This is a genomic window from Rothia sp. 27098_8_27 (assembly GCF_041432805.1).
GTDB lineage: Bacteria > Actinomycetota > Actinomycetes > Actinomycetales > Micrococcaceae > Rothia > Rothia mucilaginosa.
This window is the reverse complement of sequence record NZ_JAPWAJ010000001.1, coordinates 394,698-409,585: the sequence shown is the minus strand read 5'-3', so window position 1 is coordinate 409,585 and position 14,888 is coordinate 394,698. Positions and strand designations below refer to the sequence as shown.

Here is a 14,888-nt window from a genome sequence, read left to right as displayed (position 1 = left end):
GAACGCCGCAGCTGCTCTTAGGCGCGGCCGCCGAGGGTCGTAACATTCCAGCTAGCAGTACTATCAGAAGTCACCACACCACAAAACAGGGGAGAACCCGCCGAAGCACGCACCCCCAAATCCTCCACAAATACGCGGCCACCCGCAGGCACACTACGCTCCTTACGGTCCACACCCGCACAATACACCGTCATCTTCGCATCCGAACGGTTCTCCACCGCAACCGAACCGCCGCCCGATTTCGACACAGTATCGTGCACAAAACCGCGGTTGCCCTGCATCTGAATCTCGCCCACCTCCGCGCTCTGACTCGTCAGCGGCACGCCATCAGGAGCCTCAAACTTACCGGAAGAATCAACACCCGCCGCACGAACAGACACCATCCACTGCGCATCATCAGTCAGCTGCGACGTCGACGCCGTCACACGCGCCGAACTATACGGCACACTCACCGCACCGGCAGACTTAGCAGTACTAGAGGGACTTGGCGCAGACGCGCTCGCCGTATTACGAACCCACACGCCCGCACCCTCACCCGAGCCGCCAGCAACCACCTCAACCTGAGTACCAGAACCGTCAGAGACTGAAACCTTCATCGTGCCCTCCGGCTCACCGCGACGCTCAAACTCCACATACGAATAGGAGGCGGGTGCCACCGGGCCCTCAAAGACCGCCTCCTCAACCGAACCGCGACCGGTAAACAGGCGGAAACCCTCAGAATCCTGAAGCACCGGCGCCGTCGCGTGACTCGCCGCAGTCGGCGTAGACGAAGCCTCCGCAGAAGTAGAAGGGGAAGAGTCCAGGGAGGCGCATCCACCCAGGGTGGCAGCGAGCGCACCGGAGAAGCAGAGGCTCGCGCCCAGCTGACGGAAGCTCAGCTGACGGGAACCCTGCTGACGGAAGTTCGGCAGGCGGAAGAAGAAAGCGGTGGTGTGTGAAGACATGAGGCACTCCGATGTGCGGGGTAGCAACATAAGGTTGCTTTGATAGGTACAACACGCATTTTGCCAGGTTGGGTGCGCTCTGTGCAACGAAATAGAAACGCAAACGCAACGGCGCGGAGTATCATTCACACTATGGATAAGGCGGAACAGAACCAGGCAGAAAACACGGTAAAGAACGGCACAGCAGCCAATGCGTCGGCGGGCAATATCTCGGGCAATACCTCGCGCAATATCCCGGGCGATACCGCGGCGAGCAGCCCGATGAACAGCCCGGCTGAATCTGCCTCGGCGGAGGCTACCGCTCCCCGCATGGAGGCAGTGCAGGTTGATGCCGTGCAGATTGATAGCGCCCGCCTGGACAGCACCCACTCCGTCTACTCCACCGACCTGGACCCCGACGACGACTACGAAGAAGTCGTCGAAGAATACGCCACCACCGACGCGCCGGACGGCACGCACCGCGAGGAGCGCCGCATCACCCGCACCACGCATCACCCGCACGGCAAGGGCGACCCGAAAGCTGCCCCTCAGAAAGCGGGCACCCAGAAGGCAGGTACCCAGGGTAACCCTGATGGTGCCGCCGAGATTATTGACGCGGGCGAACCTGAAACGCACACCACGACCATCCGCACGGTCACCCGCACCGTCACGGACCCGCCGCGTCGCGCCCCGCGCACCCGCTTATTCCGCACGCTCAGCAAGTACCGCGGCGAGAAGAACCTGGCGGCGTGGGAGGAACGCTCCTCTCGACCCATGTTCGTGGCGTCCGTACTGTACTTGCTCGCGTTTGCCGCGCCCATCATGAGCACGCGCATCCAGGAGCCGTACGACGGGTACCTCAACATCATCCAGATGATTCTGTGGGGCCTATTCGCCGCCGACTACTGCATTCGCCTGTACTTGGCGCCGCGGCGACTCTACTTCATCACGCATAACCTGATGAACCTGGCGATTGTGCTGCTGCCGGCGTGGCGTATTGTCAGCTTCCTCGCCATGATTCACCTGACCACCAACCGCCAATATAAGAGGCTCTCAGAGCTGGCGGTGAAGCTCTTCGGATACACCGCGATCTTCATCATCATGTTCGCCCTGGCAATCTATTCGGTGGAGTCCTCCGAGCCGGGCGCGATGATCCGTGACCTGCCCACCGCCTACTGGTGGACGTTCACGACCCTCGCCACGGTCGGTTACGGCGACGTCTACCCGGTCACCGGTATCGGCAGGGTTATCGCCGTGGTCGTCATGCTGTACGGCGTGGGTATGGTCGCGGTTGCGACCGGTGCGCTCGCCAGCTGGATTATCGAAAAGATCGGTGGCAGGGAGGAGCAGGAGTACCCCGCAACCAAGGCTGACGTGGACGATCTTCGCCAGGAGATTTCTGAGCTGCGTGCCCTGCTGGCTCGTGAGTATGCGCGCCGTGAAGCCCACGACTACACGTTGCGTGAGGTCGTGGATGAGGACGGCGTGCACCCGGTTCCTTCGGAGGCGGAGGCGGCACGCCGCGCAGGTTCCAGGGCTGGTGGTTTCGGTGCCGCCTCGGGTTTCAGTGCCGCCGGTTTTGCAGCCGCGGGCTTTACTGCTCCGGGTGCTGCTGAGCCTGCCTCGGCTGCTCCGGCAGCTTCCGCAGAGGCTACCTCGAACACCGCACAGGGCGCCGCGCGTGCTGGTGAACCTGCCGAGTCTTCGACCTCTCATGAGGTTGCGGTGCGTGAGCAGGAGCCGGTCGCCCTGCTGGAGGAGACTCGCCAGACCTTCACGATTATTCGTGAGAAGTTCTCGTTGCGTTCCCGCAAATAATAGGGGCCTGCGAACAGTAGCTGGACTGCGGTAGCGCGGATATAAGTGCAGATATAACAGCTCAATTGAGGCTCGGCACTCAAACCCACACCGCATACCTCTTGAAGCGGTGGGTTTGGGTGCCGAGCCCACGCGAAGGCAAGACGAAGGCAAGAAAATTGCCACCCACGCCACCGTGCGGGATATTTTGCCTTGTCGAGGCAAAATTAGCCCCCGGAGTGCAAATCGGGGCTCGTGTGCGCGAAAAACCCCTCAACTTAAGGTCTAATGTGACCAAACTATCTTTTAAAAATGGCCGCCACTGGTGAAACTCCTAGCCAGAGCCTATAAACTATCTACCGTGCCGGTTATCGAACGCCCTGTAGCCTCAATGCGCTACGGGGGTGTCGTCGTATCCCCACCTCACTCACGGGGAGGCACCACTCAACTCACAAACTCACTCAAACACATACTCTGTTAGGACACTTTCGTGGCACCTAAGCCCACCCTGGGCGCGCTCGCTCTACTCGTCAGCGCGCTCTCCCTCACCGCGTGCGCATCCGCACCGAATAACGCCTCCGCAAGTGCGGTTGTTGACCCCGCAGCTTTTGAAACCGCCGAGCCCAGCGCTGTTTCCGCCCCCGGCGACGACAGCACCGGAATTAAGGCGGCGGTTATTACCTCGCATGACCCGTCGATTCACCCGACCGCGACCCAGCCCACTGAGACCCCCGCGCCGGACAACACGAGTAACCAGGAGCCTGCCACATCCGCCGCGACGGCTGTTCCCTCTTCTGTGCTCGCGACTCGTTCGACTGCGAGTGCTGACGGCACCTGGGTTCAGCAGGACGCTGCGGGCCTCGAGAACTACATGGACGCCGTCATTCACGACGGCATTATCGAGGTCACCTACCACCTGAACCACGAAGAGCTGGCAACCCCCTTCTGGGCTGGCACTTTCGAGGCGAAGACCGGCAACTTCAGCTACATTTCGCACGTGGACCATGCGAAGCTGAGCCACGCGCCGTACGCCTCCGATAAGGAAACCAAGGAATTCGTCATGGAGGACGGCGTGCTGAGCTTCCCCATGACCTTTGAGGGTGCCACCCGCATCATTCACCTGGAAAAACAGCACAGCTAGGCGCGCTGCCGGGGGAGTTATCTCATATCTGGCACGCATGACGGGCCGGGCGTTCCCGTTGCCGCGTGCGGGCTATAGAATGGGACTATGAGCGAGAACACGACCCCCGAGCATGGCACCGCAGCCTCGGTGCAGGATTCCTTCGAGCTGCCCAGCGCACCGGACCAGTTCCAGCGCCTGTGGACCCCTCACCGCACCGCCTACGTGAGCGGTGGCCAGAAGGACTACACCGAGAAGACCTGCCCCTTCTGCACCGCGCCCAGCCGCAGTGACGAAGAGTCGCTGATTGTGCACCGCGGCGAGCATGCCTTCGTGATTCTCAACCTCTACCCGTACAACCCCGGGCACCTGCTGGTCTGCCCGTACCGCCACATCCCGTTCTACGATGATGCGACCGAGGCAGAAACCATGGAGATTGCGCAGCTGACCCAGCTCGCCATGAAGGTTCTGCGCGAGGTGTCGCATAATGACGGCTTCAACATTGGCATTAATCAGGGCAAGGTGGGCGGCGCGGGCATTGCTGATCACCTGCATCAGCACATTCTGCCGCGCTGGAGTGGAGATACGAACTTCCTGCCGATTATCGCTCACACCAAGACCATGTCTCGCACGCTGGATGATATGCGTTCTGCTATTGCGGAGGGGTTTGCCCGCCTCAGCTAGATGGCGTGGCTCATCCGTCAGATAGTCCGGCTGAGCGGCTTGGTGAGTTTGAAATTTTGCACTAATTGCTTCAATTTGCCAGCTAGTGCATAGAAATTCTGCGTCATAAATGCGCAGATTGGGCAGTCGATGCGTATTTGAATGATGTTATGTCCATTGGATATGGCAAAGTTTTAAATGCAGCGACGCTGTTGGGAAGCTTCCGGCTTCCATGAACACCGCATAGCTCACCGAAAAATAGCGGTCACCGATCGCTTTCGGGCTTGGCAGGGTAAGCGCCCTGCCTCAACCACAGAGGTCAGCGCCTCAGCTGAGAACCCACCCCGCCGTGCGTGAACGCACGGCAACACTGCGGGGGTGCGGATCAGCGTGAAGGACGCTGGCCTCTTTTTGCATTTCGAGGGCGCTGCTTTTGCCCCTCGGGGATGTTGCGCCAGGATGCGCCGCCGAAGACGTGATACCCGGATGCACCGCGCCCCGCGAGAAAGAACTCGCCAGACCCGCTAGAGTGGAATGCTATGGACTACCCCAACCTGCTTGAGACTGCTTTCGACGAGATGCCTGCCGCGCCCACTGTAGCTACTGTGCCCGCCGCCGGTAATGGTGCCGCTGGTGATTCTGCAGGCGCGCCGCAGCTACTTATCTGGAGGCAGATCCGCTGGTCCAACCGCCGCCCGCTCATTGAGGTGGAACCGGTCGTGCCCGGCGGGGTCGCGGAAGGAACTCATAACCGGGTATCTCAAGCGGCAGGGGCACCTCATATGACAGGGGAGAGCACCCCTAACCAGGAAAGAAGCCCCGCGCAGCGTGGCGTTCCGAGCGGGGTTCGCATCCAGATTTCGTTGACTCCCGGCGCCTATCTGGGGTTGCGTATTCCGCGCGATAGCGAGGGGGAACTCTACCGTTACTGCGCCGGCTACACCACCGGCACGAGCAATGACGCCGCCCCCGAATCCGCGGGAATCCGCCGCGTACCCTGCCCCGAAGGCACCCGCATCCAGCGTGGCCAGCAGTGCCCGCGCTGCACCGCCCGCGACGAATTTACCGCCCTGCACCGCGCGCACCTGTACCCCGGAACGCTCACCGAATCCATGCGCGCCTATGCCATGCTGGAGCATCGCCTCTACATCGCGACTTTCCCGGACGGCACGCACAAGGTTGGCACGAGCTCCCTGCATTCGACCCCGCGCCGCCTGGATGAGCAGGCGGTCGCCACCGCCACCTACATTGCGCTTGCACCTGACGGCCTTGCCATTCGCCGCGCCGAGGACGCCGTGACCGCTCTCGCGAAGATTCCGCAGGTCAAGCAGGTGGCGAACAAGTACCGCGCCTGGACAAACCCGCTACCCGGCGCGCAGCTTCGTACTGCCCATCAGGAGGCGGTCGCCCGCGCCCGCGAAGCGCTCGCCGAACTGGCGCGCACCGACCCGGAGGTGCGGCTCACCGCCCTGGATGAGCCGTGGATTCCGTCGCTCGCCATGAACCGACCGTATGCGGCTCTGCGCGCGCAATCGCCCGAACCGCTGGCGCCTTGTGATTCTGGTCTGGAGAGCGGGGCGGCTGGTTTCTTCTGCACGGGTGCGGCGGGTCAGTTTTTGAGCGCCCACACCGGCGATGCTGACGCGGCGTTCCTGGTGAATACTGCCGCGTGGCGGAACGTGCTGGTGGAGCCTGCGCAGGAGTTCACGCGGGTGAGGGTGCAGGGTTCTCTGTTCTAAGCGGGTTCGCTGTTCTGATACCCCCGGCGCTCCGCCCTAGCCGGAGCCCTGCATCAAACCCCCGCACCCCCTGCGCCAAAACCCCAGTAACCCCGCCCCGTCCGGCATGAGCGAACGAGCCCGGCGGACCATTCAGCCGCTGGCGTGCGTGTACTAAAATGGTAAGCATGTCCAAACCCCTCATTCGTCTTCTCGGCCAGGGCGTACGCGCCGCGACTAAGCTTCGCGGCGGCGGTTCCGCCTTCCCCGGCCTTGTCATGGAAAAATTGCACCCCGACTTCGTCGCTGAAGAGCTCGCGAAGCTGCCCTACGGCGTGGTTGTTGTCTCCGGCACGAACGGTAAGACCACCACCACGAAGATGGCTGTGCAGCTGCTTGAAGCTCAGGGTCTGAAGGTTTTCACTAACCGCACCGGTTCGAACTTTGTGCGCGGTGTCGCTGCGGCACTGCTGGGCGAGATGACCCTCGGCGGCAAGCTTGACGCTGATATTGCTGTGCTTGAGTTGGACGAGGCGCACGCCGTGCACTTCGTGAAGGCCGTCAAGCCCGATTACGCTCTGCTGTTGAACGTTCTGCGTGACCAGCTGGACCGCTTCGGTGAGATTGACACGACCCGCCGCATGCTGGCGACCGTCGCCTCCGCAACGACCGGTACCGTGGTGCTCAACCGTGAGGATCCGCGTATCCGCTCCCTCGCTGAGAACGTGCAGCCTGGCGTGACCGTCAAGTATTACGGCCTGGATGAGTCCCTGCGCTCGTACTTCCCCTCGGATGATGAGATGCGCGGCGGCACCGTCGCGAAGGCGACCCTGCCCGACGCAGACGTCACCCTGACCGCGTTCTCCGGCACCTCCGCAACCTTCGACCTGGCGGGTGTGGAGCGAGTCGGCGAGATCAACCTCTACGGCATTTACAACATCTTCAACGCCGCTGGCGCTATGGCGCTGACCCGCGCCGTCATGGGCGAGAAGCTCAACGAAGATAAGCTCATCGCCGAGCTGGCGAAGATTACCCCCGCCTTCGGTCGCGGTGAGACCCTGAACGTGAACGGCCGCCCGCTGCAGCTGCTGCTGGTGAAGAACCCGAGCGGTTTCCGCCTGTCCCTGGCGAGTGCGAACGCTGACGACTACGCCACCATGATCACGATTAACGACCAGTACGCTGACGGTCGTGACGTGTCCTGGCTGTGGGATGTTGACTTCGACAGCTTGAAGAAGACCGGCGTGCAGATGGTTTCGGGTGTGCGTGCCTGGGATATGGCGCTGCGCCTGGAGCATGACGGCGTGAAGGTTGACAAGGTCAACGAGAACCTTGCCGATGCGCTCAAGGGCTTCATCGCCTCCAGCGGTAACGCGCCCATGCGTATTTTCTGCACCTACACCGCAATGCTGGCTCTGCGTGAAGAGCTCGCAAAGATCACTGACGTTGAGAGGGTTTCCTAATGACGGCAACTCACACTTTTGAGGGCACCCCCGCCTCCGGCCCCAATAACGGTAAGACTCTGCGTATTCTGCAGCTGTACCCGCTCGACATGAACATTTACGGCGACTGGGGTAACACTCTGGCATTGGCTCGTCGCGCGCAGGCGCACGGCTTTGACGTGCAGATTCTGGACCACAACCCCGGTCAGCCTTTCCCGGAAGATGTTGACATTATTCTGGGTGGCGGCGGCCAGGATTCGGGCCAGTCCGTAATTCAGGACGACCTGCACGCGAACGGTGACACCCTGCGCTCGCTGGCTGAGGACGGCGTGCCCATGCTCGTCATTTGTGGCCTGTACCAGCTGTTCGGCAAGGAATTCCGCACCCGTGAGGGTGAGGTGCTGAAGGGTATCGGCATTTTTGATGCGCACACGGTCGGCGGCGATGACCGACTGATCGGCAACATTGTTGAGGAGTCTGAGGAGTTCGGCACCGTGATTGGTTTTGAGAACCACTCGGGCCTGACCTACCTGGGTTCCGGCTGCACCCCGCTAGCTACCGTCACTAAGGGTGAGGGCAACAATGTGACCGATGCGTATGAGGGTGCGCGCGTGCACAACGTGATTGGCACCTACCTGCACGGTTCGCTGCTGCCGAAGAACCCGAAGATTTCGGACTACCTGATTGAGCAGGCGGCTCAGCGTAAGTTTGGCGAGTTCACGCCGAACACTATTGACGACTCGCTGGTGGAGAAGGCACGCGCTTCGGCTGCATCCCGCCCCCGCTAGCCTATTCCTGGCGGTGGCGTGCACTTTCTGAGGTGGTGTGCGCCTCCGCTACGGTATAGTTATGTGAGTACAGTACGGTGCGTGGGACGTTTCGCCGTGCCCGCACGGAGGTTTTGACTAAGGGAGATACGAATGTCCGGTCACTCTAAATGGGCGACTACTAAGCACAAGAAGGCTGCTATCGACGCTAAGCGCGCGAAGGCTTTCGCGAAGTTCATTAAGGCAATTGAAGTTGCAGCACGTATGGGCGGCGCTGATATTGCTGGTAACCCCGCTCTTGACCTGGCTGTGTCGAAGGCGAAGAAGAACTCCGTTCCTAACGACAACATTGACCGCGCAATCAAGCGTGGCGCTGGCCTGACCGGTGAGACCATTGACTACACCGAAATCATGTACGAAGCACGCGGCCCGCAGGGTACCGCTCTGTACATTGAGTGTCTGACCGATAACCGTAACCGCGCAGCGTCTGAGGTTCGCCTGGCTGTGACCCGTAACGGCGGCACCATGGCTGACCAGGGTTCGGTTGCGTTCCTGTTCGAGCGTAAGGGCGTTGCTGAGGTCACCAAGACTGACGGTCTGACCGAGGACGACGTTCTGATGGCTGTTCTGGATGCAGGTGCCGAAGAGGTTCTGGACGAGGGCGATATCTTCACCGTTGTGTCCGCAGCGACCGACCTGCCCGAGATCCGTAAGGCACTGGACGAGGCTGGCCTGGAGTACAACAACGACGACCCGGTCTTCCGCCCGACCATGCAGGTTGACCTGGACGCTGAGGGTGCTAAGAAGTTCATGAAGCTGGCAGACGCTATTGAAGAGCTCGACGACGTTCAGAACGTCTACTCGAACGCTAACGTTTCTGCTGAGGTCATGGCAGAGCTGGAAGCTGAGTAATCACAGCTGAGTAATCACTCGCATTCTGATATCTGATGCTTGAAGAAGCCGCTCCTTTAACCGAGCCGCCGTAGGGTGGCCGGTTGGGGGAGTGGCTTCTTAGCGTCTGGGCTGTATTGCCTGCGATACCGCATTTTGGGGATGCGCTGGGTACTTTTCGCGGGGCGCGCGGTGACTGTTCACGCGGTGATTGTTTACGCGGTGACCGTGCTCGTGGCACACCCCGGTGCCGGGTGCTAGGATTCTGAAGGGCTAGGATCTAGAGATTCTATAGGGAGTTTGTCGAAAGGGGAGATGATGGCTGCCGTTCAACCTGCCGCACGCGATAGCATGCGTGAGAACCGTACTGCCGCCGCTGTGGAGCGTGTGCCGGGTGCAACCCGCATCATGGGTGTTGACCCGGGTCTGACCCGCTGCGGCTTCTCCATGCTCGATATGACCGCCGACCGTAAGGCGCACTTCGTGAACGTGGGTGTTGCCGGCACGATCCCGGCAGAGTCTCTGGACCAGCGTATTCTCTGGATTTTCAACGCCGCCTCCCACTGGCTCGACACCTATAAGCCGGATGCCCTGGCGATTGAGCGTATCTTCGCTCAGGAGCAGGTGAACACGGTGATTGGTACGGCGCACGCTTCGGGCGCGGTGATTTCTGCGGCGGCAATGCGCGGCGTGCCGGTGTTCTTCCATACCCCCTCGGAGGTGAAGGCGGCGGTGACCGGTAGCGGCCGCGCCGATAAGGCGTCGGTGGGTCGTATGGTGACCCGTATTTTGGGGCTGGATTCCATGCCGAAGCCCGCCGATGCTGCCGATGCCCTGGCGATTGCGATCTGTCACGGCTGGCGTGGCGGCGGCATCGGTTCGGGTATCAACATGGCGGCCCAGACGCAGACTCACCAGGGTTCACGCCCGGCGCAGGCTCGCCGTGGCGGGTCGTTGACTCCGGCGCAGCGTGCCTGGATGGAGGCGGAGGCGCGCGCTCGCCGCTAGAGGTGCCGCCACTAGAGGGGGCCTTCGCGGGCCTGTGTGCCGTCTCCTGTTGGCTCGCATGTATTCGCTAAGAAGTTCGAATATATGCTTGATTTCAGAAGAAATATTCTAATATACTTGTAGTGTCTCCCCGTGAACTGGGGGAGTGCGTTCTGCGGGTGCCGGAGTTCCCGGTGCCCTCACACTGCCGCGAGCCTTATTCCTGGGCGCGGTGTTGAAAGGTGGAGAGAAATGATTGCATCCCTGACCGGTCGTGTGGCTCAGGTGGGCCTTGATCACGCGGTGATTAACGTGAACGGTTTCGGCATGCTTGTGTACGCTACTGCGCGTACTCTCTCCAAGCTGCGCACCGGTGAGGAAGCTACCGTGCTGACCACCATGATTGTGCGTGAAGAGTCGATGACTCTGTACGGTTTTTCGGAGCCTGCCGAGCGTGAAGTGTTCGATATGATGCTTTCGGTTTCCGGTATTGGTCCGCGTATTGCGCTGGCGGTGTTGAGCGTTCACACTGCCGCTGAGGTGGAGCGCGCCGTGGCGACCGGTGACGATAAGGCGTTCACGAAGGTTCCCGGTATTGGTCCGAAGGGTGCCCGCCGTATTGTGCTGGAGCTTGCCGGCAAGCTGATTCTCAGCGATGGCCAGACCGATGAGCTGCCGCTGAGCCAGGGCATTGTCTGGAAGCCGCAGGTGCTTGACGCTCTCACCTCCTTGGGCTGGAGCGAGAAGGACGCTTCCGCCGCTATTGACGCTTACGTGCAGCACAACCCTGCCGCAGAGACTGAGCCGGTGGGTGTGGCTCTGCGTGGTGTGCTCGCCTCCTTGGGTACTCAGAACACGGTGGGCCGCCACTAAGCGGCGCGCCCTGTTCGACGTATCCCACTCAAACTTTTGTGAAAGAAGAATTCTATGAGCCAGAATCCCTATGAGCCGCAGCCCGCGGCGTCCCTGGTTTCCGGCGGGTATTTTCCCGGTCAGGTGCCCGGCACTCAGGCATCTTCAGCTCCCGCCCAGCGCCTGGTGGCGATGGAAGAAGAGCCTGAAGAGAAGATGATTGAGGCGGCACTGCGCCCTAAGTCCCTGGACGACTTTGTGGGTCAGCGCCGTGTGCGTCAGCAGCTGTCCCTGGTGCTGGAGGCTTCAAAGATGCGTGGCCGTAGCGCCGACCATGTGCTGCTGTCGGGCCCTCCCGGTCTGGGTAAGACCACTCTCGCGATGATTATTGCGGCGGAGATGGAGGCGCCGCTGCGCATCACCTCGGGCCCGGCGATTCAGCATTCGGGTGATTTGGCGGCGATTCTGTCCTCGCTGACCCCCGGTGAGGTGTTGTTCCTGGATGAGATCCACCGTATGAGCCGCCCAGCTGAGGAAATGCTCTACATGGCGATGGAAGATTTCCGTGTGGACATTGTGGTCGGTAAGGGTGCGGGTGCGACCTCCATTCCGCTGGAGCTACCGCAGTTCACCCTCGTGGGTGCGACGACCCGTGCGGGCCTGCTACCCGGTCCTCTGCGTGACCGTTTTGGTTTTACCGGTCACCTGGAGTTCTACTCGGTGGAGGAGCTTGAGCTGGTGCTGCGCCGCAGCGCGGGCCTGATGGACATGCAGATTACCTCCGAGGGTTTCACCGAGATTGCCGGTCGTTCTCGTGGCACGCCCCGTATTGCGAACCGTCTGCTGCGTCGTGTGCGTGACTGGGCGCTGGTGAACGGCGTGGACCGCATTAACGCGACCGATGCCGCAACCGCGCTGGATATGTACGAGGTGGATTCGCGCGGCCTGGACCGTCTGGACCGCGCCGTGCTGGAGGCGCTGATTCACAAGTTCGGCGGCGGCCCGGTGGGTCTGTCCACCCTCGCCATTGCGGTGGGTGAAGAGACGGAGACCGTGGAGACGGTTGCCGAGCCGTACCTGGTGCGTGAGGGCCTGATTGGTCGTACCCCGCGCGGTCGTGTGGCTCTGCCCGCGGCGTGGGAGCACCTCGGCTTGGAAGCGCCGGAGATTCAGCTCTAGATCCGTATCAGCTTTAGGCCCGCACCAGCTGATAACACAGTAAGCCCGTGGGAGGTATCCGCCTCCTGCGGGCTTCTCTGTACGCCCGGTAGCTCTTCTGTAGGGACGGTAGCTCTTCTGCGGGCGCGGCAAGCTTTTCTACCGGTTCTGCAGGCGCTGTCGGGTTCCATTGGGCTCTTGCCGGGCTCTGCCGGTCTTTATCGGCGACATAAAATTACGCCGAGAGAGTCCAAAACTCAGGTTAACCTCACAAAAACGCTGGTTCGGGTCACTAAAGCTCATGCTCTCGCGTAGGATGGATACGTACTGTATCTACGATTCCACACCTTCTGGTACGCTCAACCCTCGCGGTGAGCGGCACGGGTGCGGATGTGAAAGTGAGACCATGGATCTTAACTTCCTCATCAACGTCATCATGACGATTGTCTTCTTTGCTGCAATTTTTTGGATTTTTACTTCCGCTAAGAAGAACCAGCAGAAGCAGCTTGAGGCGCTGCAGGCAATGCGACGTGCGCTCGTCCCCGGTGATCAGGTGATGACTGCTTCCGGCGTCTACGGCACCGTTGTCAGCACTGACTTTGAGAACAACAAGCTGCAGCTTCAGATTGCAGAGGGCGTTGTGATTACTGCGTCCATGAACGCGATCCTGAACCTTGTTGAGGATGAAGCCCCCGCAGCGCCCCTGACCGAGGACGCGTACAAGGCTACCGCATCCGAAGCTCCCGCTTCCGATACCTCTTCTGATACTGCTAAGTAATTCAGCGCGTATGAGCCCGGCGCCCAGTGAGCGGCGTCGGGTTTTCGCGTTACGGAATCTGTAGAACACTCAATACTATTCACACGAAGAAGGAACATTATGGCTAAGCGTTCACCGCTTGCAGCCGCGCGAGGGGCGCTCCTCTCGATGGTCCTGCTCATGGTTGTTATGGCTGCCGGTATTTTCGGCAGCACCTACTCGGGAGGTTCTTGGGCACCGAAGCTCGCCCTGGACCTTTCGGGTGGTACTCAGATGATTCTTTCTCCGAAGGTCAATGGCTCTTCGGATGAGAACGTCTCCCAGGAGCAGTTGAACCAGGCGGTTGAGATTATTCGTCAGCGCGTTGATGGTGCCGGCGTTTCGGAGGCAGAGGTTACCACCTCTTTCGGTTCGGGTAATAACGTGGTTGTTTCGGTTCCCGGAACGATTAGCGCTGAGACTCGTCAGCTGATTCAGGCGTCAGCAAATATGACGTTCCGCCCGGTGCTGCTTTCTGGTGCCGGTACTGCGGTGGCTGAGGATGCCCGCACTGCGGACGATAAGCTGCCCAAGCCGTCCGCGGAGCCGACTGATGGTTCGGACCGTAACTGGATTACTGCGGACCTGTACAAGCAGTATGAGGCGAAGGACTGCACCGCGGCACGTAATGAGGATGCCGATAGTGCTGACCCGACTAAGCCGATGGTGGCGTGTTCCACTGATGGTCAGGAGAAGTACATTCTGGGTCCTGTGGAGCTGAGCGGTAGCGATATTTCTACCGCAAGCCACTCGCAGGAGACGAGCGGTCAGGGCGTGACTACGGGCCGTTGGGCTGTGAACATTCAGTTCAACGATGCTGCTCGTGAGAAGTTCCAGAACATTACTTCTCGCCTGAACGCGATTCGTGCACAGAACGCAAATGATCCGCGTGCCCGCTTCGCGATTCTGCTGGACGGCAAGGTGCTGTCTTCCCCGGTGTCGCAGGCAGTGATTTCTGACGGTAAGCCGCAGATTACCGGTAACTTCACTGAGCAGGAGGCGAAGGCTCTCGCCGATCAGCTCAAGTACGGTGCCCTGCCGATTAGCTTCACGATTCAGTCGGAGCAGCAGATTTCTGCGACTCTGGGTTCGGAGCAGCTGCGTGTGGGTCTGCTGACCGGTCTGATTGGTCTGCTGCTGGTGTTCGTGTACTCGCTGTTCCAGTACCGTCTGCTGGGCTTTGTCACGATGATGTCGCTGATTGTTGCGGGCATCATTTCGTATGAGGCGATTGCGCTGCTGGGTTGGGCGTTGAACTACCGCCTGTCCCTGGCTGGTGTGGCGGGTCTGATTGTGGCGATTGGTGCTACGGCTGACTCGTTCATCGTCTACTTTGAGCGTATCCGTGATGAGATCCGTGCGGGCCGCACGATCCCGTCGGCGGTGAATCACGGTTGGCAGCGTGCATCCCGCACTATTTTGGCGTCGAAGGCTGTGAACCTGCTGGCTGCTGTGGTGCTGTACGTGGTGTCGGTTGGTTCGGTGAAGGGCTTCGCGTTCACTCTTGGTTTGACTGCGATTGCTGACCTTGTGGTCGTGTACCTGTTCACCCACCCGATGTTGACTCTGCTGGCGAATACCCGCTACTTCGGTGAGGGTCACCGCCACTCGGGCTTGTCGCCTGAGTCGCTGGGCGCTACGCCGCTGTACCGTGGTGCCGGTCGCCTCCGCAGCCCGGAGGAGAAGCAGCTGAGCATTGCTGAGCGTCGCCGTGCAGAGCGTGCTGCCGCTGAGGCTGACGAGTCTGCTTCTGATGAGAAGAAGGAGAGCTAAG

13 protein-coding genes are annotated in these 14,888 nt (G+C 60.7%); 12 read left to right on the top strand and 1 reads right to left on the bottom strand.

Annotation, left to right across the window (positions count from 1 at the left end; genetic code table 11):
• Positions 1–17: 17 nt before the first annotated feature.
• On the bottom strand, positions 18–944 hold the full coding sequence (locus O3675_RS01535; RefSeq protein WP_371570503.1) for a hypothetical protein: 927 nt from the start codon (positions 942–944) through the stop codon (positions 18–20).
• Between the two features lie 132 nt (positions 945–1,076).
• Between O3675_RS01535 and O3675_RS01530 the strand changes: the two genes are divergently transcribed.
• The 12 genes from O3675_RS01530 (at position 1,077) to secD (ending at position 14,887) form a co-directional block, all read left to right on the top strand.
• Positions 1,077–2,741 carry a potassium channel family protein gene (locus tag O3675_RS01530; protein WP_371570500.1) on the top strand — a complete coding sequence of 555 codons (1,665 nt, stop codon included), beginning with the start codon at positions 1,077–1,079 and terminating at the stop codon, positions 2,739–2,741.
• Between the two features lie 469 nt (positions 2,742–3,210).
• Positions 3,211–3,861, top strand: coding sequence for an aspartate ammonia-lyase (locus O3675_RS01525; protein ID WP_371570497.1), 651 nt, complete (start codon positions 3,211–3,213; stop codon positions 3,859–3,861).
• 87 nt (positions 3,862–3,948) lie between these two features.
• Positions 3,949–4,524 carry an HIT domain-containing protein gene (locus tag O3675_RS01520; protein ID WP_294630913.1) on the top strand — a complete coding sequence of 192 codons (576 nt, stop codon included), beginning with the start codon at positions 3,949–3,951 and terminating at the stop codon, positions 4,522–4,524.
• Positions 4,525–5,042: 518 nt separating this feature from the next.
• Positions 5,043–6,242 (top strand): hypothetical protein, encoded by a 1,200-nt coding sequence (locus tag O3675_RS01515; RefSeq protein WP_371570494.1) that lies wholly within the window; start codon positions 5,043–5,045, stop codon positions 6,240–6,242.
• A 158-nt stretch (positions 6,243–6,400) separates the two neighbouring features.
• On the top strand, positions 6,401–7,684 hold the full coding sequence (locus O3675_RS01510; protein ID WP_371570491.1) for a MurT ligase domain-containing protein: 1,284 nt from the start codon (positions 6,401–6,403) through the stop codon (positions 7,682–7,684).
• On the top strand, positions 7,684–8,451 hold the full coding sequence (locus O3675_RS01505; RefSeq protein ID WP_294605098.1) for a type 1 glutamine amidotransferase: 768 nt from the start codon (positions 7,684–7,686) through the stop codon (positions 8,449–8,451). The genes O3675_RS01510 and O3675_RS01505 overlap by 1 nt, the downstream gene beginning before the upstream one ends.
• A 132-nt stretch (positions 8,452–8,583) precedes the next feature.
• On the top strand, positions 8,584–9,342 hold the full coding sequence (locus tag O3675_RS01500; protein ID WP_005505854.1) for a YebC/PmpR family DNA-binding transcriptional regulator: 759 nt from the start codon (positions 8,584–8,586) through the stop codon (positions 9,340–9,342).
• Positions 9,343–9,672: 330 nt separating this feature from the next.
• The gene (ruvC, locus tag O3675_RS01495; RefSeq protein WP_049362705.1) at positions 9,673–10,329 is read left to right on the top strand and encodes a crossover junction endodeoxyribonuclease RuvC; all 657 of its coding nucleotides are present in this window, start codon (positions 9,673–9,675) and stop codon (positions 10,327–10,329) included.
• Positions 10,330–10,560: 231 nt separating this feature from the next.
• On the top strand, positions 10,561–11,181 hold the full coding sequence (gene ruvA / locus O3675_RS01490; RefSeq protein ID WP_005505871.1) for a Holliday junction branch migration protein RuvA: 621 nt from the start codon (positions 10,561–10,563) through the stop codon (positions 11,179–11,181).
• Between the two features lie 171 nt (positions 11,182–11,352).
• Positions 11,353–12,339 carry a Holliday junction branch migration DNA helicase RuvB gene (gene ruvB, locus O3675_RS01485; RefSeq protein WP_172855776.1) on the top strand — a complete coding sequence of 329 codons (987 nt, stop codon included), beginning with the start codon at positions 11,353–11,355 and terminating at the stop codon, positions 12,337–12,339.
• Between the two features lie 385 nt (positions 12,340–12,724).
• Complete coding sequence (gene yajC, locus O3675_RS01480; protein ID WP_371570487.1) at positions 12,725–13,096, top strand: preprotein translocase subunit YajC; 372 nt, start codon at positions 12,725–12,727, stop codon at positions 13,094–13,096.
• A gap of 99 nt (positions 13,097–13,195) precedes the next feature.
• A complete protein-coding gene (secD, locus tag O3675_RS01475) occupies positions 13,196–14,887 on the top strand; it encodes a protein translocase subunit SecD (protein ID WP_304270103.1) in 1,692 nt (563 codons plus the stop codon).
• The last annotated feature ends 1 nt before the right edge of the window (position 14,888 follow it).